This window comes from Microbacterium sp. PI-SA-G (assembly GCF_057215335.1).
Genome location: NZ_CM170103.1, coordinates 224203 through 244503 on the forward strand (window position 1 = coordinate 224203; position 20301 = coordinate 244503).

The window sequence follows — 20301 nt, forward strand, 5'->3', positions numbered from 1 at the left end:
ATGGCCACCGAAGAGACACTCGTCCTCGTCAAGCCCGACGGCGTCGCCCGCGGGCTCACCGGAGCGATCCTCGCGCGCATTGAGGCGAAGGGCTACGCGCTCGTCGACATCCGCCTCGTCGAGCCCGACCGCGACCGCCTCGCCGAGCACTACGCCGAGCACGAGGGAAAGCCGTTCTACGAGCCGCTGCTCGAGTTCATGCTCTCGGGCCCGTCCGTCGCGATCCGCCTGGCCGGCAACCGCGTGATCGAGGGCTTCCGCTCGCTCGCGGGCACGACCGACCCGACGACCGCGGCTCCCGGAACGATCCGTGGCGACTTCGGTCGCGACTGGGGCCTCAAGGTGCAGCAGAACCTCGTGCACGGCTCCGACAGTGTCGAGTCGGCCGCCCGCGAACTGGGCATCTGGTTCGACTGAGAGCGTTCCGCATACAGAGAACCCGCCCGTGATCCTCGGATCACGGGCGGGTTCTGTGTGTCCGGGAACTCAGAAGATCATGCCGATGACCTCACCGAGCACGTCGAGCCCGCGCAGCTGAGCCAGCAGGATGATGAAGGCGTAGGCGAGGATCGTCGCCAGCGGCACCCACACCATCAGGCGGTCAGCCCGCTCCTGGACCTTCTCGTTCCGGATGAACGTGCCGTTGCGCGTGAGGTGCAGCGCCGTGGAGAAGAACGTGGGGATGGTGACCGCCCAGGTGAGCATGCACCAGGGGCACAGGACGCCGAGGTTCGATGCGTAGAGGCTCTGCGAGATGAGCCAGCAGACGAAGACGAGCGCCGCCAGCACACCCGCACCGAACGTCGCCCAGAACCACCGCGGGAAGCGCGAGCCGGCGAGCAGGGCGACGCCGACGAACAGCGGGCCCATCCAGCCGGCGATTCCCAGGAGCGGGTTCGGGAACCCGAAGAGCTCGCCCTGCCAGGACTCGAGGTTCGCTCCGCACTGGATCATCACACTCACGTTGCAGCTGAGCGCGGCGTCGGGGTTCTCGAGCAGCAGGATCTTGTCGAGCGTGAGAGCGAAGGCGGCGAGCAGCCCGAGCACGCTCGCGATGATCAGCCACACGGCATAGAAGACGGGGCGGGTGCGCTGCTCGCTCATATGTGGAGTATCTCAGTGACAGCTATGGATCGGGCGAAAGCGCACCGGAGAAAAGGGCGCGATGCGGTCGGGATGCCGCATTCCGACGATCTTGGTGCGATAATGACCTGTGATGCGATAAACGGCCTGTCCGTGACACGCATGTGACGCAGACTTCGGGGTCCTATGCCCCACGCGATCAGAGCCATGAGCCGGTCGCACACCGTATGAGTTCGCGACACCCCACGGGTGCCGCATGAGATTTCGCGGAGCACCCAGTGCCCGCGCGAGGAGCAAGCCAGAGATGGCCGACGAGACCAATGACAACAACACTCCTGACATCGACGCTCCGGCTGACGCCGCGGAGCAGCTGACGGAGCCGTCCGCTCCCGAGGCCGAGGTCGTGTCCGACGAATCCGCGGATGCACCGGTCGAGACGGATGCGCCTGCCGAGGACGCTGCTCCCGAAGAGGCGGCCCCCTCTGAGGAGGCCGCTCCCGACGAGGAGACCGCTCCTGCCGAGGACGCCGGCCCTGCCGAGGAGGCCGCTCCCGCTGAGGAGCCCACTCCGGCGCCGGTCGAAGAGGTCGTCCCCGCCGAGGACGCCGAGCCGGTCGCCCTGACCGCGGTGTCACTGGGCCTGCTGCCCGAGGTGTTCGTGTCGCAGGTGTCGACGCAGCTGCACTTCTACGCGCCCGAGGTTGTGCCGCTGCCCGCGCGCCCCGACCGCACGGAGCGCATCTTCGACCGCATCGCCGACCGTGAGGCCTCGGACGACTCCCCGGCTGCACGTCGAGGACGCCGCCGCCGCGGTGGCTCCGACGCCGAAGAGCCCCGCGAGGAGCCGCGTCCGCGTCAGCGCGTCGTCGAGTACATCACCGAGCCGAAGGCCATCAAGGGGTCCACGCGGCTCGAGGCCAAGAAGCAGCGTCGTCGAGACGGTCGCGATGCCGGCCGACGCCGTCCGGTGGTGACCGAGGCGGAGTTCCTCGCCCGCCGCGAGTCGGTCGACCGCATGATGGTCGTCCGCTCCAAGAACTCGCGCACGCAGATCGGCGTCCTCGAGGACGGCGTTCTCGTCGAGCACTACGTCGCGCGCAACCAGGACGCCTCCCTGATCGGGAACGTGTACCTCGGCCGCGTCCAGAACGTGCTGCCGAGCATGGAGGCCGCGTTCGTCGACATCGGTCGTGGCCGCAACGCCGTGCTGTACTCCGGCGAGGTGGACTGGGACGGTGTCGAGACCGGCAACCAGCCCCGTCGCATCGAGTTGGCGCTCAAGCCGGGCGACCGCGTGCTCGTGCAGGTCACCAAGGACCCGATCGGCCACAAGGGTGCCCGCCTGACGAGTCAGATCTCGCTTCCGGGCCGCTACCTGGTGTACGTGCCGGGCGGATCGATGAACGGCATCAGCCGCAAGCTGCCCGACAATGAGCGTGCGCGTCTCAAGCGCATCCTCAAAGAGGTTCTGCCCGAGTCTTCCGGCGTGATCGTCCGCACGGCGGCCGAGGGCGCGACCGAGGACCAGCTGACCCGCGACGTGCAGCGCCTCACGAGCCAGTGGGAGCACATCCAGAAGACCATCGAGAGCCAGCAGGCTCCGGCACTGCTGCACGCCGAGCCGGATCTGCTCGTCAAGATCGTCCGTGACGTCTTCAACGAGGACTTCACCAAGATGCTGATCCAGGGCGAGGAAGCCCAGGGCACGATCCGCAGCTACCTCGAGAGCGTCGCTCCCGACCTGCTGGAGCGGGTCGAGGCGTACGAGGACGAGACCGACCCCTTCGACGCGTTCCGCATCACCGAGCAGATCGAGAAGGCGCTGGACCGCAAGGTGTGGCTGCCGTCGGGTGGCTCGCTGGTCATCGACCGCACCGAGGCTATGACCGTCGTCGACGTCAACACCGGGAAGTTCGTCGGCACCGGCGGAAACCTCGAGGAGACCGTCACCAAGAACAACCTCGAGGCCGCCGAGGAGATCGTCCGCCAGCTTCGTCTGCGCGACATCGGCGGAATCATCGTCGTCGACTTCATCGACATGGTGCTCGAGTCGAACCGCGACCTCGTGCTGCGTCGCCTCATCGAATGCCTGAGCCGTGACCGCACGAAGCACCAGGTCGCCGAGGTCACCTCGCTCGGACTCGTGCAGATGACCCGGAAGAAGCTGGGTCTCGGCCTGCTGGAGACCTTCAGCGAGGCGTGTGAGGTCTGCGCCGGTCGCGGCGTCATCGTGCACCACGACCCGGTCGTCAAGCACCGCAGCAACGGCAACGGCAGCAGCAGCAACGGGAACGGCAACGGGAACAGCCAGAGCAGCAACCGTCGCTCGCGCGGCGGCAACGGCAACAGCGGCAACGGCAACCCGGGTCAGAACCAGAGCCAGGGCCAGAATGCTCCGGCTGCGCCGATCGTCACCCACAGCATCCCGGAGGGCGCGAAGTCCGCTCTGGCGCAGATCGCGGCGTCCACCCGCGTGGCGACGTCTGAGGCCACCGAGATCGTGGAGATCCCGGAGGCTGAGGCAGCACCCGTCGAGCGCGCCAAGAAGCCCCGCAAGAAGCGCGGTGCCGACCGTCAGGCCCCCAAGTCTCCCGCCGAGCAGCTGCTCGACTCCGTCCTCGACGCGCTGCCGGAGCCCAAGGCTCCCGGTCAGGGTCGCGGTCGTCGTCGGGTGAGCACGGCAGCGCTCACCGGCACTCCGGTGTCGGTGAACGGCGAGTCGTCAGCGCCGGTCGCGAGCGGGGACCCGCAGGCCTGAGGCGATCAGGCGTCGGACCAGCTCTTTGCCTCCGACCGGCTGAGCGCCACCGGCGACGAGCCGGGGGATGACCTCCTCCGGAACGTCGTAGTGGTCTCGGTCGAAGGCGCGGGCGGGCACCTCGTGAGCGCGCGCGAAGGCGTGCAGCTCCTCGAGGGTGTCGTCGCTGACCAGATGCGCCCACAGACGACCGTGGGCCGGCCACTGCGGATCATCGACGAGTACGGTCATCCCGTCAGCCTAGAACGGGACACACCGGTGGGCTCACTTTGCGAGTCAGACCGGCATCCGGTAAAGTAGTCCCTTGGTGCGTATGCCGCCCCGTCCTCGTCGGTCGGAGTGGAGAGCCTTGCGTTCGCACCCGCCGCCCTGCGGTGCATGCAAGCAACAGTCTTCCCGTGAGATTCTCGGAGCTTCTGCTCCCCAACGAAACAGGTATGAAGTGGTTTACGCAGTAGTGCGCGCCGGTGGGCGGCAGGAGAAGGTCGAGGTCGGCACGATCGTTCAGCTCGATCGTGTGAAGGCTGCTGAGGGCGAGAACATCGAGCTCGCCGCCGTGCTGCTCGTCGACGGCACCTCGGTGACCACTGACGCCGACTCGCTCGCGAAGGTCAAGGTGACCGCTGAGGTCATCGGCAACCTCCGCGGCCCGAAGATCATCATCCAGAAGTACAAGAACAAGACCGGCTACAAGAAGCGTCAGGGCCACCGCCAGGAGCTCACGCGCGTCAAGATCACCGGCATCAAGTAAGGCTGAGGAGACCAGGACATGGCACATAAAAAGGGCGCAAGCTCCACCCGTAACGGTCGTGACTCCAACGCCCAGCGCCTCGGCGTGAAGCGCTTCGGCGGCCAGCAGGTCCTCGCCGGCGAGATCATCGTCCGCCAGCGCGGCACGCACTTCCACCCCGGCGTCAACGTCGGCCGTGGCGGCGACGACACGCTGTTCGCCCTGGCCGCCGGTGCGGTCCAGTTCGGCGCCAAGGGCGGCCGCAAGGTCGTCAACATCGTCGCAGCCGGCGAGTAATCGCCGCACGACACAACATCATCCGGTTCGGGGCGGGCTTCGGCTCGCCCCGTCCGTGTATCTGCTCCCGGGCGGTTACAGATATCAAGGAGATCGAGACACATGGTCAGCTTCGTCGACACCGTGACGCTGCATCTGCGCGCCGGCAAGGGCGGTAACGGCTGCGTCTCGGTGCACCGCGAGAAGTTCAAGCCGCTCGGCGGTCCGGACGGCGGGAACGGCGGCGACGGCGGCGATGTCGTGCTCGTCGCCGACACGCAGACCGGAACGCTGCTGTCGTACCACCACTCACCCCACCGTCACGCCGGCAACGGCGGTCCCGGAATGGGCGACCACCGTGCGGGGTTCATGGGCGAGACGCTCGAACTCCCAGTGCCGCTGGGCACCCTCGTGAAGACGCCCGACGGCCAGGTGCTGATCGACATGATCGTTCCGGGGGAGCGCTTCGTCGTCGCCGCCGGTGGTCAGGGCGGTCTCGGCAACGCGGCGCTGTCGTCTCCGAAGCGCAAGGCGCCCGGATTCGCGCTGCTCGGCACGCCCGGTTACGAGGGCGACATCGTCCTCGAACTGAAGACTGTCGCCGACGTCGCACTGGTGGGCTATCCGTCCGCAGGCAAGTCCAGCCTGATCGGTGCGATCTCCGCCGCTCGGCCCAAGATCGCTGACTACCCGTTCACCACGCTGCACCCGAATCTCGGTGTCGTGCAGGCCGGCGAGTCCCGCTACACCGTCGCCGACGTGCCCGGACTCATTGAGGGCGCGAGCGAGGGCCGCGGACTCGGGCTCGAATTCCTCCGCCATGTCGAGCGTTGTTCCGCACTGCTGCACGTGCTCGACTGCGCCACGCTCGAATCGGGCCGCGACCCGATCTCCGATCTCGACGTCATCCTCGCCGAGCTCGCCGCGTACGAGGTTCCCGAGGGCCAGCCGCCGCTCCTGGAGCGCCCGCAGCTCATCGCGTTGAACAAGGTCGACGTGCCCGAGGCGCGCGACCTGGCCGAGCTCGTGCGTCCCGAGCTCGAAGCTCGCGGGTTCCGCGTGTTCGAGATCTCGACGGTCTCTCACGAGGGTCTGCGTCAGCTTACATTCGCGCTTGGCGAGCTCGTCGACAAGCACCGCGCCGAGACCGTGGTCGAGGTTCCGGAGCGCGTCGTCATCCGCCCCCGCGGCTCGAAGAAGGACTTCACGATCCGCGTCGAGGGTGGCACCTACGGCAACGTCTACCGCATCATGGGCGAGAAGCCCGTGCGCTGGGTGCAGCAGACCGACTTCCAGAACGAAGAGGCCGTGGGCTACCTCGCAGACCGTCTCGAGAAGGTCGGTGTCGAGAACGAGCTGTTCCGTCTCGGGGCCTCGCAGGGATCCACCGTCGTGATCGGCGAAGGCGACAGCATCGTCTTCGACTGGGAGCCGACGATGACCTCCGCCGCCGAGCTCATGACCGCACCGCGTGGTACCGACCCGCGTCTCGCCCCCAACGCCCGCCGCACCACGTCCGAGCGCCGCGAGCAGTACTACGAGCGCATGGATGCCAAGGCTGTCGCCCGCGCGGAGGTCGAGGAGCAGCGTCTCGCCGCCTACCGCGGGGAAGACGAGTGACCGCACGGACCAGGGCCGATCTCGCGACCGCATCACGCATCGTCGTGAAGGTCGGCTCGTCCTCGATCAGTGGTGAGTCGTCGTGGCGCATCCCTGTGATCGTGGAGGCTCTGGCCGCAGCACACGCACGCGGCGCCGAGGTGGTGCTCGTGTCATCCGGCGCGATCGCCAGCGGCATCCCGTTCCTCAAGCTCGACGCGCGTCCGACCGATCTCGCGACGCAGCAGGCCGCGGCCGCGGTGGGGCAGAACATGCTGGTGTACCGCTACCAGGAGGCGATGACGCCGTTCGACATCGTCGCCGGTCAGGTGCTGCTCACCACGGGCGACCTCGAGCACCCGACATCGCGCAGCAACGCTCGCCGTGCGATGGAACGCCTGCTGGGCCTGCGCGTGCTGCCCATCGTGAATGAGAACGACACGGTCGCCACTCAGGAGATCCGCTTCGGCGACAACGACCGCCTCGGTGCTCTCGTCGCGCAACTGATCCAGGCCGACGCGCTGATCCTGCTGAGCGACATCGAGTCCCTCTACACCAAGCCGCCGTCCGACCCGCGTGCCGAGCCCATCGATGTGATCGCAGCCGACGCCGACCTCAGCGGCCTGGAGTTCGGGGCCACGGTCGTCAACAGCGTCGGCACCGGGGGAGCGGCGACCAAAGTGTCGGCGGCTCGCCTTGCCGCGGCATCCGGCATCGGAGTGCTCGTCACCAGTGCGGATCTCGTTGACCAGGCGCTCTCAGGTGCCGCCATCGGCACCTGGTTCGAACCCGCCGCCTGAGTCTGCGAAAGCCGTCCGACGCCCGCCGTCACAGCCGCGTCGACTTTCGCCCTGCGTTCTAGACTGGGCGGATGACCGATCAGACCCCTCAGGTGCGCCTGCAGCGAGCCAAGGACGCGTCCCGCGCGACGGCCGCCCTGACCAGCGATGACAAGGGGCGGGCGCTCGAGGCGATCGCGGTGGCTCTCGAAGCCGAGTCCGGCCGGATCATCGAGGCCAATGCACGCGACATCGCGCGCGGCCGCGAGGACGGCATCGGCGAGTCCCTCGTCGATCGCCTGCGGCTCGACGACAGCCGCGTCGCGGCCCTTGCCGCCGCCGTGCGTCAGGTGGCCGCGCTGCCCGACCCTGTCGGACGCGTTGTCGGCGGGCATCGCATGCCCAACGGCGTCGCGCTCGAGCAGGTGCGCGTGCCGTTCGGCGTGGTGGGAGCCATCTACGAGGCCCGGCCGAACGTCACGGTCGACATCGCCGCGCTTGCGCTGCGCTCCGGCAACGCGGTCGTGCTGCGGGGCGGGAGCGCCGCACGCGAATCCAACACGGTCCTGGTCGAGGTCATGCGGGCGGCACTCGAGGGTGCGGGCGTGACCGCTGAGGCGATCCAGACCGTCGACGACTTCGGTCGCGAGGGCGCCAGGGCGCTCATGCACGGGCGGGGCCTGATCGACGTGCTGGTGCCGCGTGGCAGTGCGGCACTCATCGAGACGGTGGTCACGGAGTCGACCGTGCCCGTCATCGAGACCGGCGCCGGCAACGTGCACATCTTCCTCGACGAGAGCGCGCCGGACGACTGGGCGAGCGACATCGTCGTGAACGCGAAGGTGCAGCGGCCGAGCGTCTGCAACGCGGTCGAGACCGTGCTCGTGCACCGGCAGGCGGCTCCGCGGCTGATCCCGCTGGTCGCCAGCGCTCTGCAGAGCGAGGGCGTGGCGATCCACGGCGACGACATCGTGGCCGGTCTGATGACCAACGTCATCCCCGCCACCGAGGAGGACTGGTCGACCGAGTACCTCAGCCTCGACATCGCGATGAAGGTCGTGGACTCGCTCGACGAGGCACTCGACCACATCCGCCGTTACAGCACGGGGCACACCGAGTCGATCGTGACGACCGACTCCCGCAACGCCGAGCGCTTCCTCGCGGACGTCGACTCGGCGGTCGTGATGGTGAACACGTCGACGCGGTTCACCGACGGCGGGGAGTTCGGTTTCGGCGCCGAGGTGGGCATCTCGACGCAGAAGCTGCACGCGCGCGGTCCGATGGGGCTTGCCGAGCTGACCAGCACCAAGTGGCTGGCGCGTGGGGCCGGTCAGACGCGCGGCTGAGGACTAGACTGGGTAGCGCTGTACCGCGCCCTGTCACGAAACGGAGTCATGATGAACCTCATCGCACAGATCGCGATGGCCGCCGCCGAGACCGAGCACCACGGCAACGTGGCCGCCGAGACCTTCATCTTCGGAGTCATCGCGGCACTCCTCTTCGCGTTCCTCGGGCTCGTGACACTGTCGTACCGCCATGTCGCCAACCGTCACTCGGCCAAGGCCGACGCCTGGGCCGCCGCTCACGGTAAGGACGATCACGGGGCGGGGCACGGCCACTGAGGCCACTATGAACACAGCGACCCCGCGTGCTCCACGCATCGGCGTGATGGGCGGTACGTTCGACCCCATCCACCACGGGCACCTGGTCGCTGCGAGCGAGGTCGCGCACTCCTTCGACCTCGACGAAGTGGTGTTCGTTCCCACCGGTCACCCCTGGCAGAAGTCGGGTGTGACGCCGAGCGAGCACCGTTATCTGATGACGGTCATCGCGACCGCATCGAACCCGCAGTTCACCGTGAGCCGCGTCGACATCGCCCGTGAAGGGCCGACGTACACGATCGACACTCTCCGGGACCTCAAGCGGGATCGCCCGGACGCCGACCTGTTCTTCATCTCGGGTGCCGACGCCGTGGCGCAAATTCTCAGTTGGAGAGACCATGATGAGTTGTGGGAGTTGGCCCACTTCGTCGCGGTCTCTCGCCCAGGACACGTTCTGAGCACCGACGGCCTCCCGAGCGACAACGTCAGCCAGCTTGAGGTGCCGGCGCTTTCGATCTCCTCGACCGCCTGCCGTGAACGTGTTCGTGACGATCAACCGGTCTGGTACCTCGTTCCCGACGGAGTCGTCCAGTACATCGCGAAGCATCATCTGTATCGGAGCAAGGCATGAGTACATCGGATCCGAACGAACACGGTCCGCTGACGCGCAAGCAGCTGCGGGAGATCCGTCTGACGGGGTCCACCCCGGTCATCACCGCCGAAGAGGCGGCCGCCGCGGCTGAGTCGAGTGCGCCGTCGGCACCGCCGGTTCCCCAGGTCGAGGTTGAGAACGCGCAGGAGGCTCCCCGTGAGGAGTCGCCGGCCACCGACGCACCGATCGCCGACGCGTCCGTCGCTCCCTCATCGGGCGCCCTGACCCGCCGCCAGGTGCGCGCGCGGGAGCGTGGCCGTACGGGACCGGTCGATGCCGCCGAGGGTGAGGCTGCTGAGAACGAGTCTGCTGAGGCGGCGGCCGTCGAGCACGAGCAGCCGCCCGTCGAGGACGCTCAGTCGGCGTCACACGACGAAGAGCCGATCGAGCTCGAGGTCATCGCCCGGGAGCCGGAGGCCGGTGCCCCGACGATCGTCGCCGGTGTCCCGGAGTTCGCTCACCCGGCGCCCGGTGCCCAGGACGATGTCGACAGCTCGCAGACCGATGATGACGAAGGCGTCGACGACGTCGCCACCGATGAGCGTCCGGTTGTGAACCCGGCGTTCGGCGTCGGTGTGCTGAGTGAACCCGTCGAACCACCCACGCCCTTCACGCCGTCGTTCGACGAGTTGCTGACCGTCGGTGACTCGACGGGCTCGCAGCACGTCGCGCCCAGCGCGCTGATCTTCACCCCTTCGCCGGGCGAAGGTTCGCTCTCGGGCCCCGTCGCCTCCACGGGCGAGATCCTCGTCACCGGCTCCTACGAGCTGCCGCGCGGCATGGGCTCGCAGGGCCATGCGCACGGCACCACCGACGGCAAAGACGTCGACGCCGTGCTGATCGACGGCGAACTCGCCGCCTCCTCTTCTCCTACCCCCATCGCCGCGAGCTCCGCGGTGAGCACCATCAAGCCCGCCGGCGAGGTCATCCGTCCTCCGGCTCCGGAAAAGGGCAACAAACTCATGCTCATCCTGGCGATCACGGCAGGCGGCCTCGCTTTGGCGCTGGGCGTCGTGCTGGTCTTCGCCATCACCACGAATGTGTTCTGATGCAATCACCTGAAACTGCCGAAGAAATGCTGCGGCTCGCCGCAGAAGCCGCCATCTCGAAGGGCGGTGAGGATCTCATCGCGTTGAACGTGTCGGAGCCTCTTCCGCTCGTCGACATCTTCCTCCTCGTCACCGGTAACAGCGAGCGAAACGTCGCCGCCATCGCCGACGAGATCGAGGACCGACTGATCGAATCCGGTCACCGACGCGTGCGCCGCGAAGGCCGGGCCGAGGCACGCTGGGTGCTCCTCGACTTCGGAGACCTGATCGTGCACGTCTTCCACCAGGAAGAGCGCGTGTACTACGGGCTCGAGCGCCTGTGGAAGGACTGCCCGGTCGTCCCGATCGACGTTGCCGAGCCCGCGGAGACCCCCGCGGGGGACTGATTTCGCCCCGAGTATGAAGAACGCCCCGCCGGATTCGGCGGGGCGTTCTTCGTGTGTCTGCCGCCGCCTGCCGATCGCCTCACGCCTGTCAAGGGCCTGTCGTCATCCAGACCTCCACCGCAGACTGTTATGCGGGGAGAGAAGTCTAGGAGGGCTGAGAGTAATGAGTGAAGGACCGAGACAACGCTGTTCCATGCATCGCGTGTCAGCATCCGAATGGGTCGTCAACGACCTGCGGTATCCGCCTGGCGACGCCCGCCATCTCGTCGCGCGCGTGTACGAGGTCGCGCCGACGGAGTTCGAGGTCGCGTGGCTGCGCGACCTGCCCCTGGCGATCTCCTACGACAGCACCGAGGCGATCCTGCTCGATGTCGAGCGGATGCTCGGTGTGAGCCGGGCGACCAGGCCGGTGCCCATCCGGCATCTGCCACCGATCTACGCGACCTGAATGACGAACGGCCACCTCGAGGATGAGGTGGCCGTTCGTGTGTGCGGATGCGTCAGATGACGGCGTCCGGTGCGAGGTCGATCCGTCGGAGCAGTTGAGCGTTGAGCGCGACGACCACGGTCGAGAGTGACATCAGCACGGCACCCACCGACATCGGCAGCACGAATCCCACCGGAGCGAGGACGCCCGCCGCGAGCGGCACCGAGAGCAGGTTGTACCCCGCCGCCCACCAGAGGTTCTGCGTCATCTTGCGGTAGGTCGCCTGCGACAGTGAGATGACCGAGAGCACGGATCGCGGGTCGGAGCTGGCGAGGATGACGCCGGCCGAGGCGACGGCGACATCCGTCCCTGCGCCGATCGCGATGCCGACATCCGCCTGCGCGAGCGCGGGGGCGTCGTTCACACCGTCGCCGACCATCGCAACCTTCTTGCCTTCGCGCTGGAGTTCGGCGACCTTCGCGGACTTGTCCTCGGGGCGCACCCCGGCGAACACCCGGTCGATGCCGAGTCGCGCGGCGACGGATTCGGCGACGGCCGGGGCGTCGCCCGTGATCATCACGACCTCGACGCCGCGGGCATGGAGCGCATCGACCGCCTGCCGGGACTCCGGGCGCACCTCGTCGGCGAGCTTCAGCGCACCGGCGACCTTCCCGTCGATGATGACGTGGAGGATGATCGCGCCCTCGCTGCGCCAGGCGTCGGTGTGTTCGAGTTCGCTCGCGCCTGCTTCCGCGAGCAGGCGCGGTCCGCCGACTCGGATTTCGTGCCCCTCGACCACCGCGGTCACGCCGACCGCGGGCGACGATGTGAACCCCGACGACGGGGGCAGGGTCCGCTGCTTCTCCTGAGCGGCGCGCACGATCGCTCGAGCGAGCGGGTGCTCGCTGTCGGTCTCGGCCGATGCCGCCAGATCGAGAAGTCGGTTCTCATCGATGCCATCGACGGTCTCGATGCCCGTGACCGTCGGGGCGCCCACCGTGAGGGTCCCGGTCTTGTCGAAGAGCACTGCGTCGACGGTGCGCATGCTCTCGAGCGCCAGACGATCCTTGATCAGCACCCCGGCGCGCGCAGCGCGCTCCGTGGCGATCGAGACCACCAGCGGAATGGCGAGGCCGAGCGCGTGCGGGCAGGCGATCACCAGCACGGTGATGCTCCGAATGACGGCGTCATCCGGACGCCCGATCAGAGTCCAGACGACCGCCGTGAGAGCGGCCGACACCAGGGCGAACCAGAACAGCAGGGCAGCTGCGCGATCGGCGAGGCGCTGGGCGCGCGACGTCGAGTTCTGCGCCTCGGTGACCAGTCGCTGGATGCCCGCCAGGGCGGTGTCGTCGCCCGTCGCGGTGATCTCGACGCGCAGGCCGGAGTCGGTCGCGACGGTTCCGGCGGTCACGGCGTCTCCGGACGTGCGGGTCACGGGACGTGATTCCCCGGTCACCATCGACTCGTCCATCGCCGCAGTTCCGTCGACGACACGACCGTCGGCCGGGATGCTGCCGCCGGGGCGGATGACCACCACGTCGCCCACGACGAGGTCCGCGGGAGAGACCGTGACGACAGCATCGCCCTCGACGCGCTCCGCCTCGTCGGGCAGCAGGGCGGCGAGCGAGTCGAGTGCCGACGTGGTCTGGGCGAGGGACCGCATCTCGATCCAGTGCCCGAGCAGCATGATCACGATCAGGAGTGCGAGCTCCCACCAGAACTCCAGCTCGTGGTGCAGGATGCCGAGCGTGGCGCCCCAGGAGGCGAGGAATGCCACCGTGATGGCCAGACCGATCAGCAGCATCATCCCGGGCGCGCGGGTGCGGATCTCGCTGACGGCTCCGGTGAGGAACGGTCTCCCGCCCCACACGTACATGACTGTGCCCAGCACCGGCGCCACGAATCGCGCCCACCCCGGGACCTCGTAGCCGAGGATCATCGCGAACATCGGCGAGAACGCGACGACCGGCACAGCGATCACGAGGTTGATCCAGAACAGGCGCCGGAACTGACCGACGTGATCGTGGTGGCCGTGGCCGTGCGCGTCCCCGTGGCCGTGCTGCTCGTGGTGCTGGTGCTCGGTCGGCCGGTGCTCCTGGTGCGACATGTCCATGCTTCTTCCTCCTTGCCCGCAGGTCAGCGCGTGACGCTGCGGAAGCCGCGCAGCCGCAGACTGTTGCCGACCACGAAAACACTCGAGAGAGCCATGGCGGCACCGGCGAGCATGGGGTTGAGCAGGCCGAGCGCGGCGACCGGGATCGCGGCGACGTTGTAGGCGAAGGCCCAGAACAGGTTCGTCTTGATGGTGCGCAGCGTCTTGCGCGAGAGGCGGATCGCGTCGACGACGCTGCGCAGATCTCCTCTGACCAGCGTGATGTCGGACGCTTCGATCGCGACGTCGGTGCCGGTGCCCATCGCCAGACCCAGGTCGGCCTGAGCGAGAGCCGGGGCGTCGTTCACTCCGTCTCCGACCATCGCGACGACGCGACCCTCGGACTGCAGCCGCGTGATGACGGCGAGCTTCTCCTGCGGCAGCACCTCGGCGATGACCTCGTCGATGCCGACTTCCTGCGCGATGCGACGCGCCACGGCCTCGTTGTCTCCGGTGAGGAGCACCGGGGTGAGCCCGAGCGCTCTCAGCTGAGTGACGGCTTCTGCGCTCGTGGGCTTGACGGTGTCGGCGACGAGGAGGATGCCGCGGGCGCGGCCGTCCCAGCCGACGGCGACGACGGTCGTGCCCTCGCGCTCGGCCGCTGCCTTCGCTTCCGCAACCGCGGGGCTCAGGGTCTGCGACCACTCGGCGAGGAGCGTCTCGCGGCCGACGATCACGGCGTGGCCGTCGACGATGCCCTGCACGCCCCGGCCCTCGATGTTCATGAACCCGTCCACAGCGGCGAGCGGACCCGTCTCCTGAGTGGCTGCCCTCGCGATCGCCTGAGCGATGGGGTGTTCCGAGGCGTCCTCCAGCGCACCGGCGAGGCGAAGCAGCTCCGCGCGGTCGGTGCCGGGTTCGAGGACGACATCGACGAGAGCCATCCGGCCGCTGGTGACGGTGCCGGTCTTGTCGAGCACGACGGTGTCGACGCGACGGGTGGACTCGAGCACCTCCGGGCCCTTGATCAGCACGCCCATCTGCGCGCCGCGGCCGGTGCCGACCAGCAGCGCTGTGGGCGTTGCGAGGCCCAGTGCGCACGGGCAGGCGATGACCAGCACGGCGACGGCGGCGGTGAAGGCCGCAGCGGCGGGGAAGCCAGCGATCAGCCAGACGGCGAGCGTGACGGCGGCGACCACCAGGACGATGGGGACGAATATGCCCGAGATCCGGTCGGCCAGACGCTGCACCTCGGCCTTGCCCGTCTGCGCCTGCTCCACGAGCTTCGCCATCTGCGCGAGCTGCGTGTCGGAGCCGATGCGGGTGGCGCGGATCACGAGCCGACCGCCGGCGTTGACGGTCGCTCCCGTCACGGCATCGCCCTCGCGCACCTCCACGGGCACGGACTCACCGGTCAGCATCGAGGCGTCGACCGCTGATGTGCCGGAGGTGACGATGCCGTCGGTGGCGATCTTCTCACCGGGGCGCACGATGAACTCGTCGCCGACCTGCAGGTCCTGCACGGGAATCCTCGTCTCGACGCCGGCGCGGAGCACGGCGACCTCCTTCGCCCCCAGCTCGAGCAGTGCGCGCAGCGCGGCACCCGCCTGACGCTTCGAGCGCTTCTCGAAGTACCGTCCCGCGAGGATGAACATCGTCACGCCGGCGCCGACCTCGAGGTAGATGTTGGCGGCGCCGTCGGACGGCGCGAGGGTGAACTCGAAGGGATGCACCATGCCGGGCATGCCGGCGGTGCCGAAGAACAGCGCATACAGCGACCAGAGGAACGCGGCCGACGTGCCCATCGAGATGAGTGTGTCCATGGTGGCTGCGCCGTGCCGCAGGTTCATCCACGCGGCGCGGTGGAAGGGCAGCCCGCCCCAGATGATGACGGGAGCTGCCAGCGCGAGCGACGCCCACTGCCAGTAGGTGAACTGGAAGAGCGGCACCATCGCCATCAGGATCACCGGAACGGTCAGCACCACCGAGACGATCAGACGGGTGCGGAGCGAGGTCAGTTCCGGATCGGCGTCGTCGGTATCGGCATCGTCCTTCTGCGTTCGCGGAGGAGCGGGGAGCGCGGCCGTGTATCCGGTCTTCTCGACCTCGGCGATCAGTGCCGCCGGGTCGTAGCCGTCGGGGATCGTGACCTGCGCCTTCTCGGTGGCATAGTTCACGCTGGCTGAGACGCCGTCGAGCTTGTTCAGCTTCTTCTCGATGCGCATCGCGCAGGAGGCGCAGGTCATGCCGCCGATCTGCAGTTCGATGCCGGTCGCCCCGCTCAGGGGTGCTGAGGTGCTCATGCGTGTGTCCTTCTGAGGTCTGGTGCTGACGGAGTGAGGTGTGTGTCGCCCGCGGGTCAGCGCCGCGCGGCCGAGTAGCCGGCCTCTTCGACCGCGGCGAGCACGGCGGCGTCGTCGACGGCATCGGTGGACGTCACGAGGAGAGTGCCGTTCTTCGCGCTCACCTGGATGTCGTCGACTCCGGCGATCTGACCGACCTCTTCGCGCACCGACATCTCGCAGTGTCCGCAGGTCATGCCCGTCACCTGGTACTCAGTGGTGTTCATAGTTCTATTCTCCTCCTTGGATGGGATACCCCCGGGGGGTACTTCAACTACAACCTAGCCGTCCGGCATCTATTCCCACAACCGGGGTCACAGATCCGATCCGTCCGGCGATGATGAGAGTCCGCTCACAGAAAGGACGGCAGCATGAGCACCGAACGACACGCCTCAGAGGATGACAGCACCTACGACGGGCCCGACTCCGACATCGCGTCCGGCAACATCACCGACGCGGATTTCGCACCCGTCGAGGCTGAGCCCGAAGCGGCGGAGGAGGTCCCGGGTGAGGAAGGTCGCCACACCGACTAGACGTCGCGAGCGCCCGATTCGACGGACGACAGTCGTCGCCGTGCCCCAAGCAGGCGCCGGTCCACGCCGGTCGCCAGCTCTGAGGGGAGTGCGTCGAGGGACCACCAGCGCAGGTCCTCGGACTCATCGCTGACAGTCAGTGCAGCATCCGGGTCCGCGATGAAGGCGAACCCGAAGTCCAAGTGGGAGGAGCAGCGCCCGAAGCTCGCGCTCAGTGCGTGGTGGTCGAGGTCATACGCGAGTGCGGGCCCGAGCTCCAGCCCCGTCTCTTCGCGAACCTCCCGACGGGCCGTGTCGGCGAGCACGGAATCGCCCTCTTCCACATGCCCGCCGGGCTGAACCCAGAAGCGTCCTTTGCGGTGATAGACCAGCAGCGTGCGCGACAGCGAGGCATCGAGCACCAGGCCGGATGCCGTGGCGTGATCCGGGCCGGAACCCCGCCACATCGGAGAAGCAGTGCCGAGGAAATGCACGGCGAACGACTCCGCAGACACCTGCTCGGCGGCTGTGAGCGGTGTCCAGCCGCGGACGAGGGACCGCGCGTTCTCGACCAGGGTGTCCATGAGATCAGCGTAGAGCGCGACATTGACGAGACCGGCAACACCGGCAACCGCGGGAATGAAGAAAGCCCCCGGATATCCGGGGGCTTATTCGGTGGACCTGGGGGGACTCGAACCCCCGACCCCCTGCATGCCATGCAGGTGCGCTACCAGCTGCGCCACAGGCCCGAACTCTGCCTCCTTGACCGCGAGGCAACTTGAAAAGAGTACTACACGAATCTGCGCGAGCACCAATCGGCGCGAGCATCCCGGGCGTGCCGCGACACGGCCGGAACAACCGCCGCCGCGTGGGTGTTCTCCCGGGGGTGAGCATCCTCGACAGCATCGTGATCGGCGCGGGCCAGGCCGGGCTCTCGGCGTCGTATCACCTGTCCCGTCTCGGCATCTCGCACATCGTGCTGGACTCTGACGACGAGCCGGGCGGAGCCTGGCGGCACCGGTGGGATGCACTGACGATGCGCGACGTGCACGGCGTCGCCGAGCTGCCGGGCGACACCCCGCCGCCGCGTGACGGTGCGCGCGCGAATACCGCCGTGCCCAGATACTTCTCCGCCTATGAGCGGGCCAACGAGCTCCCCGTCATCCGTCCGGTCGCCGTGGACCGTGTCGACGATGACGGCGGCGTTCTCGTCGTGCGTGCCGGGAAGCGGGAGTGGCGTTCGCGCACACTGATCAACGCGACCGGCACCTGGACGCACCCGTTCCTGCCGCACTACCCGGGCATGGAGACGTTCCTCGGCGAGCAGCTGCATACGGTGGACTACCCCGGGCCCGCGCACTTCATCGGCAAACGGGTTCTGGTGGTGGGCGGTGGTGCGTCGGCGGTGCAGTTCCTCGGCGCGCTCGCTCCGCTGACCGACACGCTGTGGGTCACCCGCCGCGAGCCGGTCTGGCGGACCGACGATTTCACGCCCGAGGCGGGTGCCGCCGCGGTCGCCCTCGTCGAGCAGCGGGTCGCGCAGGGCCTGCCCCCGCAGAGCGTCGTGAGCGTGACGGGGCTGATGCTGCGTCCGCAGGAGCGCGAGGCCGAGCGCCTCGGCGCGTACGCCGCCCGCCGACCGATGTTCGAGCGGATCGAGCCGGACGGCGTCCGCTGGGCGGACGGATCGTTCGAGCGTGTCGACGTGATCCTGTGGGCCACGGGGTTCCGCCCGGCGATCGGTCACCTGGCGCCGCTGCATCTGCGGAGCGCCGCCGGGGGAATCCAGCTCGACCGCGGCGGGCGCGGCACGACCGCAGTGAAGGATCCGCGTGTGCAACTCGTCGGATACGGGCCGTCGGCGAGCACGATCGGCGCCAACCGTGCCGGGCGATCGGCGGCGAACGGCGTGCGACGCTCCCTCGCGGCGATGGCCGACACCCCGGAAGGGGCCGAGGTCTGACCGGCTCGCCGGCCCGCGTCGGACGCGGTCGCTACGCTGAAGACATGATCCGCGTCGTGTTCACAGTCGCCTGGCTGCTGCTCTCGGCGTGGCTGGCCGTCTGGGTGGGCGAGGGGCTGTTCGCAGCCGATCAGCGTTCCTCGGTCCTGCCCTTCGTCGGCGAGGACACACTCGTGGCGCCGATCATCATCGGCGTCGCGTGGGGTCTGCTCCTGACCTTCGGCGGCGTGCTCGGCGGCCTCTCGCGTCGCCGGCTGCGGGGCGAGACCGAGATCGGCGTGGGGCGTATCGTCGACGTCGCGCGCACCGGGCTCACCGTCAACGACGTGCCGCAGTACGACATCTTCGTGCGGGTCACTCCGCGGGCCGCCGAGGACTTCATCGGGCAGTTGCGGATGCTGGTGGATCCCACTGATGCGGGCGCCCTGCAGGTCAACCTGCCTCTGCCGGTGCGGTACAGCCTGACCGACCCCGACGTGGTCGAGATGGCCGATCCGCGTGATCCCGCCGTGATCGACGCCATGCTCGCCTGGCGGATCGAGCGCGGTCTGATCGATCCGCGGCAGGTGCGGGCACGGACGACAGGAACACCGGTGCGCGCTTCCGTGCTCGCCGTCCGACCCACGGGCCGCCAGCGCGAAGGGCAGAGCGAACTGGCACTCACCGTGCTGTTGGCGCCGGAGGATCAGGCCACGTGGGAGGCGGAGACCACCGCGTTCGTCTTCCCGGACGTGATCTCGCGATTCCAGGTCGGCGCACCGATCTGGGCGTACTACCGACGCGAGGACCCGCGGACTGTCGCCGTGACGCTCGAGAAGGGACCGGAGCGATGAACCCGCTCGACACCCTCATCTGGCTGGTGAACTTCCCGGCATCTCACGGCTACGTCATGGTCTTCATCGCCGGTTTCTCCCTCTTCGGTCTGGTGGCGATGTCGGTGCGAGGGCTCGGTCGGTCGGGTGTTGCCCTCGATCGCATCCGAGAGCGCGAAGGGCTGGTTCGCCCCACACGGCGCATCACGGGACAGGTCGGCCGACGCGTCGTGCGCATCCTGTTCCGCGTGCTCACCGTCCTGATGCTGGGATCCCTCGTGATCGGCATCCTGAGCCTCGCCGGCGTCCCGGTGACCCGGGCATACATCTTCGACAACGGACGACCGACGACGGCGGCGGTCGACGGCCACTGGATCACTTTCACCACGGCAGAGGGTGTCGAGTACACCCTCGAGAGCGACTTCTTCACCCCGGCGGCGTACCCTGACCGCGACGCATCCTTTCCCACCGGCCAACCGGTGGTCGTGCGCTACCTGCCCGGCCATCCGCAGGCCTTCGTGATCGACAGCTCGCAGACGCCCCGCTGAGATACAGCCGGGGCAGACAGAGGAGGAACACATGTCACGCATCATCGTCTTCGGCGGCCACGGCCGCATCGCCCTGCTCCTGGCCCCGTTGCTCGTGGAGCGCGGCGACCAGGTGACCGCCGTCATCCGCAATCCCGACCATGTGGCCGATGTCGAGGCCACGGGGGCGACGGCCCTCGTCGCGGACATCGAGCAGATGGATGTCGATGCTCTCGCCGACGCCATCCGCGGCCATGACGCCGTCGTCTGGTCGGCCGGTGCCGGGGGTGGCTCCGCCGATCGCACCTACGCCGTCGACCGCGACGCGGCGATCCGAACGATGGACGCCGCCGTACTCGCCGATGTGGCCCGGTACCTGATGGTGTCGTGGATCGGTTCCACGGCCGACCACGGTGTCTCGCCCGACAACTCGTTCTTCGCGTACGCCGACGCGAAGTGGGCGGCCGACGACCACCTGCGCAGCACGACGCTCGAGGGCACCATCCTCGGGCCGGGCACGCTCACGTTCGACGAGCCGACCGGCCGCATCCAGCTCGACCCCGATGGCAAGGGCGAGGTGTCGCGCGCAGACGTCGCGGCCGTCATCGCCGCCGCGCTTTCGGAGCCCAGCACGATCGGCCGCACCATCCGCTTCGGCAACGGCACCCCCGAAACCGCAGTCGCGATCGTCGACGCGCTCAACGCCTGAA

23 protein-coding genes and 1 tRNA gene are annotated in these 20301 nt (G+C 68.5%); 17 read left to right on the forward strand and 7 right to left on the reverse strand.

Annotation, left to right across the window (positions count from 1 at the left end; translation table 11 throughout):
- Nucleotides 1–417, forward strand: coding sequence for a nucleoside-diphosphate kinase (gene ndk, locus AC2D10_RS01155; RefSeq protein WP_484709952.1), 417 nt, complete (start codon nucleotides 1–3; stop codon nucleotides 415–417).
- 69 nt (nucleotides 418–486) lie between these two features.
- Here the strand turns inward: ndk and AC2D10_RS01160 are convergent, their stop codons facing one another.
- Complete coding sequence (locus AC2D10_RS01160) at nucleotides 487–1104, reverse strand: vitamin K epoxide reductase family protein (RefSeq protein WP_484709953.1); 618 nt, start codon at nucleotides 1102–1104, stop codon at nucleotides 487–489.
- Nucleotides 1105–1387: 283 nt separating this feature from the next.
- Between AC2D10_RS01160 and AC2D10_RS01165 the strand changes: the two genes are divergently transcribed.
- Nucleotides 1388–3841 (forward strand): Rne/Rng family ribonuclease, encoded by a 2454-nt coding sequence (locus AC2D10_RS01165; RefSeq protein WP_484709954.1) that lies wholly within the window; start codon nucleotides 1388–1390, stop codon nucleotides 3839–3841.
- On the opposite strand, the gene AC2D10_RS01170 is transcribed toward AC2D10_RS01165, so the two are convergent.
- Nucleotides 3806–4072, reverse strand: a complete 267-nt coding sequence (locus AC2D10_RS01170; RefSeq protein WP_484709955.1) for a DUF4031 domain-containing protein — start codon at nucleotides 4070–4072, stop codon at nucleotides 3806–3808. The genes AC2D10_RS01165 and AC2D10_RS01170 overlap by 36 nt on opposite strands.
- A 211-nt stretch (nucleotides 4073–4283) precedes the next feature.
- Here AC2D10_RS01170 and rplU point away from each other — a divergent pair, with 211 nt between their 5' ends.
- The 10 genes from rplU to AC2D10_RS01220 all read left to right on the forward strand — a co-directional run bounded on the left by rplU (nucleotide 4284) and on the right by AC2D10_RS01220 (nucleotide 11361).
- Nucleotides 4284–4592 (forward strand): 50S ribosomal protein L21, encoded by a 309-nt coding sequence (rplU, locus tag AC2D10_RS01175; protein ID WP_484709956.1) that lies wholly within the window; start codon nucleotides 4284–4286, stop codon nucleotides 4590–4592.
- A gap of 18 nt (nucleotides 4593–4610) precedes the next feature.
- Nucleotides 4611–4868, forward strand: coding sequence for a 50S ribosomal protein L27 (rpmA, locus tag AC2D10_RS01180; RefSeq protein WP_045280029.1), 258 nt, complete (start codon nucleotides 4611–4613; stop codon nucleotides 4866–4868).
- Nucleotides 4869–4970: 102 nt separating this feature from the next.
- Nucleotides 4971–6467, forward strand: a complete 1497-nt coding sequence (gene obgE, locus AC2D10_RS01185) for a GTPase ObgE (protein ID WP_484709957.1) — start codon at nucleotides 4971–4973, stop codon at nucleotides 6465–6467.
- Nucleotides 6464–7246, forward strand: coding sequence for a glutamate 5-kinase (gene proB, locus AC2D10_RS01190; protein ID WP_484709958.1), 783 nt, complete (start codon nucleotides 6464–6466; stop codon nucleotides 7244–7246). Before obgE ends, proB begins: the two co-directional genes overlap by 4 nt.
- A gap of 71 nt (nucleotides 7247–7317) precedes the next feature.
- Nucleotides 7318–8571: a glutamate-5-semialdehyde dehydrogenase gene (locus AC2D10_RS01195; RefSeq protein WP_484709959.1), complete on the forward strand. Its 1254-nt coding sequence runs from the start codon at nucleotides 7318–7320 to the stop codon at nucleotides 8569–8571.
- A 51-nt stretch (nucleotides 8572–8622) separates the two neighbouring features.
- On the forward strand, nucleotides 8623–8847 hold the full coding sequence (locus AC2D10_RS01200) for a hypothetical protein (protein WP_484709960.1): 225 nt from the start codon (nucleotides 8623–8625) through the stop codon (nucleotides 8845–8847).
- 7 nt (nucleotides 8848–8854) lie between these two features.
- Entirely contained in the window at nucleotides 8855–9457 is a 603-nt protein-coding gene (nadD, locus tag AC2D10_RS01205) for a nicotinate-nucleotide adenylyltransferase (RefSeq protein ID WP_484709961.1), read from the forward strand.
- On the forward strand, nucleotides 9454–10527 hold the full coding sequence (locus AC2D10_RS01210; RefSeq protein ID WP_484709962.1) for a hypothetical protein: 1074 nt from the start codon (nucleotides 9454–9456) through the stop codon (nucleotides 10525–10527). The genes nadD and AC2D10_RS01210 overlap by 4 nt, the downstream gene beginning before the upstream one ends.
- Nucleotides 10527–10913 carry a ribosome silencing factor gene (gene rsfS / locus AC2D10_RS01215; protein ID WP_484709963.1) on the forward strand — a complete coding sequence of 129 codons (387 nt, stop codon included), beginning with the start codon at nucleotides 10527–10529 and terminating at the stop codon, nucleotides 10911–10913. Before AC2D10_RS01210 ends, rsfS begins: the two co-directional genes overlap by 1 nt.
- Before the next feature lie 193 nt (nucleotides 10914–11106).
- Nucleotides 11107–11361, forward strand: coding sequence for a hypothetical protein (locus AC2D10_RS01220; RefSeq protein WP_484709964.1), 255 nt, complete (start codon nucleotides 11107–11109; stop codon nucleotides 11359–11361).
- Between the two features lie 52 nt (nucleotides 11362–11413).
- On the opposite strand, the gene AC2D10_RS01225 is transcribed toward AC2D10_RS01220, so the two are convergent.
- Genes AC2D10_RS01225 through AC2D10_RS01235 form a run of 3 tightly spaced genes read right to left on the reverse strand, consistent with a single transcriptional unit; the run spans nucleotide 11414 to nucleotide 16004 of the window.
- Complete coding sequence (locus AC2D10_RS01225) at nucleotides 11414–13456, reverse strand: heavy metal translocating P-type ATPase (protein ID WP_484709965.1); 2043 nt, start codon at nucleotides 13454–13456, stop codon at nucleotides 11414–11416.
- A gap of 23 nt (nucleotides 13457–13479) precedes the next feature.
- The gene (locus AC2D10_RS01230) at nucleotides 13480–15738 is read right to left on the reverse strand and encodes a heavy metal translocating P-type ATPase (RefSeq protein ID WP_484709966.1); all 2259 of its coding nucleotides are present in this window, start codon (nucleotides 15736–15738) and stop codon (nucleotides 13480–13482) included.
- Nucleotides 15739–15794: 56 nt separating this feature from the next.
- Entirely contained in the window at nucleotides 15795–16004 is a 210-nt protein-coding gene (locus tag AC2D10_RS01235) for a heavy-metal-associated domain-containing protein (RefSeq protein WP_484709967.1), read from the reverse strand.
- A 144-nt stretch (nucleotides 16005–16148) separates the two neighbouring features.
- Between AC2D10_RS01235 and AC2D10_RS01240 the strand changes: the two genes are divergently transcribed.
- Nucleotides 16149–16310 carry a hypothetical protein gene (locus AC2D10_RS01240; protein WP_484709968.1) on the forward strand — a complete coding sequence of 54 codons (162 nt, stop codon included), beginning with the start codon at nucleotides 16149–16151 and terminating at the stop codon, nucleotides 16308–16310.
- Here the strand turns inward: AC2D10_RS01240 and AC2D10_RS01245 are convergent.
- Both AC2D10_RS01245 and AC2D10_RS01250 read right to left on the reverse strand, forming a co-directional pair.
- The gene (locus AC2D10_RS01245) at nucleotides 16307–16873 is read right to left on the reverse strand and encodes an NUDIX hydrolase (RefSeq protein ID WP_484709969.1); all 567 of its coding nucleotides are present in this window, start codon (nucleotides 16871–16873) and stop codon (nucleotides 16307–16309) included. The two genes, AC2D10_RS01240 and AC2D10_RS01245, sit on opposite strands and share 4 nt — an antisense overlap.
- Before the next feature lie 92 nt (nucleotides 16874–16965).
- Nucleotides 16966–17038: transfer RNA gene (locus AC2D10_RS01250), tRNA-Ala, on the reverse strand.
- Between the two features lie 137 nt (nucleotides 17039–17175).
- On the opposite strand from AC2D10_RS01250, the gene AC2D10_RS01255 reads away from it, so the two are divergent.
- From AC2D10_RS01255 to AC2D10_RS01270, 4 genes are read left to right on the forward strand one after another with little or no spacing between them, the layout of a single operon-like run.
- Nucleotides 17176–18252 carry an NAD(P)-binding domain-containing protein gene (locus tag AC2D10_RS01255; RefSeq protein ID WP_484709970.1) on the forward strand — a complete coding sequence of 359 codons (1077 nt, stop codon included), beginning with the start codon at nucleotides 17176–17178 and terminating at the stop codon, nucleotides 18250–18252.
- Between the two features lie 44 nt (nucleotides 18253–18296).
- A complete protein-coding gene (locus AC2D10_RS01260) occupies nucleotides 18297–19085 on the forward strand; it encodes a hypothetical protein (RefSeq protein ID WP_484709971.1) in 789 nt (262 codons plus the stop codon).
- On the forward strand, nucleotides 19082–19612 hold the full coding sequence (locus tag AC2D10_RS01265) for a hypothetical protein (RefSeq protein WP_484709972.1): 531 nt from the start codon (nucleotides 19082–19084) through the stop codon (nucleotides 19610–19612). Before AC2D10_RS01260 ends, AC2D10_RS01265 begins: the two co-directional genes overlap by 4 nt.
- Nucleotides 19613–19643: 31 nt before the next feature.
- Complete coding sequence (locus AC2D10_RS01270) at nucleotides 19644–20300, forward strand: SDR family oxidoreductase (protein ID WP_484709973.1); 657 nt, start codon at nucleotides 19644–19646, stop codon at nucleotides 20298–20300.
- The last annotated feature ends 1 nt before the right edge of the window (nucleotide 20301 follow it).

What these genes read in the sequence shown, in the direction of transcription:
- ndk (WP_484709952.1), top strand. Translation starts at nt 1, where the DNA reads ATGGCCACCGAAGAGACACTCGTCCTCGTCAAGCCCGACGGCGTCGCC.
- AC2D10_RS01160 (WP_484709953.1), bottom strand. Translation starts at nt 1,104, where the DNA reads ATGAGCGAGCAGCGCACCCGCCCCGTCTTCTATGCCGTGTGGCTGATC.
- AC2D10_RS01165 (WP_484709954.1), top strand. Translation starts at nt 1,388, where the DNA reads ATGGCCGACGAGACCAATGACAACAACACTCCTGACATCGACGCTCCG.
- AC2D10_RS01170 (WP_484709955.1), bottom strand. Translation starts at nt 4,072, where the DNA reads ATGACCGTACTCGTCGATGATCCGCAGTGGCCGGCCCACGGTCGTCTG.
- rpmA (WP_045280029.1), top strand. Translation starts at nt 4,611, where the DNA reads ATGGCACATAAAAAGGGCGCAAGCTCCACCCGTAACGGTCGTGACTCC.
- obgE (WP_484709957.1), top strand. Translation starts at nt 4,971, where the DNA reads ATGGTCAGCTTCGTCGACACCGTGACGCTGCATCTGCGCGCCGGCAAG.
- AC2D10_RS01195 (WP_484709959.1), top strand. Translation starts at nt 7,318, where the DNA reads ATGACCGATCAGACCCCTCAGGTGCGCCTGCAGCGAGCCAAGGACGCG.
- AC2D10_RS01200 (WP_484709960.1), top strand. Translation starts at nt 8,623, where the DNA reads ATGAACCTCATCGCACAGATCGCGATGGCCGCCGCCGAGACCGAGCAC.
- nadD (WP_484709961.1), top strand. Translation starts at nt 8,855, where the DNA reads ATGAACACAGCGACCCCGCGTGCTCCACGCATCGGCGTGATGGGCGGT.
- AC2D10_RS01210 (WP_484709962.1), top strand. Translation starts at nt 9,454, where the DNA reads ATGAGTACATCGGATCCGAACGAACACGGTCCGCTGACGCGCAAGCAG.
- rsfS (WP_484709963.1), top strand. Translation starts at nt 10,527, where the DNA reads ATGCAATCACCTGAAACTGCCGAAGAAATGCTGCGGCTCGCCGCAGAA.
- AC2D10_RS01220 (WP_484709964.1), top strand. Translation starts at nt 11,107, where the DNA reads ATGCATCGCGTGTCAGCATCCGAATGGGTCGTCAACGACCTGCGGTAT.
- AC2D10_RS01225 (WP_484709965.1), bottom strand. Translation starts at nt 13,456, where the DNA reads ATGGACATGTCGCACCAGGAGCACCGGCCGACCGAGCACCAGCACCAC.
- AC2D10_RS01230 (WP_484709966.1), bottom strand. Translation starts at nt 15,738, where the DNA reads ATGAGCACCTCAGCACCCCTGAGCGGGGCGACCGGCATCGAACTGCAG.
- AC2D10_RS01235 (WP_484709967.1), bottom strand. Translation starts at nt 16,004, where the DNA reads ATGAACACCACTGAGTACCAGGTGACGGGCATGACCTGCGGACACTGC.
- AC2D10_RS01240 (WP_484709968.1), top strand. Translation starts at nt 16,149, where the DNA reads ATGAGCACCGAACGACACGCCTCAGAGGATGACAGCACCTACGACGGG.
- AC2D10_RS01245 (WP_484709969.1), bottom strand. Translation starts at nt 16,873, where the DNA reads ATGGACACCCTGGTCGAGAACGCGCGGTCCCTCGTCCGCGGCTGGACA.
- AC2D10_RS01260 (WP_484709971.1), top strand. Translation starts at nt 18,297, where the DNA reads ATGATCCGCGTCGTGTTCACAGTCGCCTGGCTGCTGCTCTCGGCGTGG.
- AC2D10_RS01265 (WP_484709972.1), top strand. Translation starts at nt 19,082, where the DNA reads ATGAACCCGCTCGACACCCTCATCTGGCTGGTGAACTTCCCGGCATCT.
- AC2D10_RS01270 (WP_484709973.1), top strand. Translation starts at nt 19,644, where the DNA reads ATGTCACGCATCATCGTCTTCGGCGGCCACGGCCGCATCGCCCTGCTC.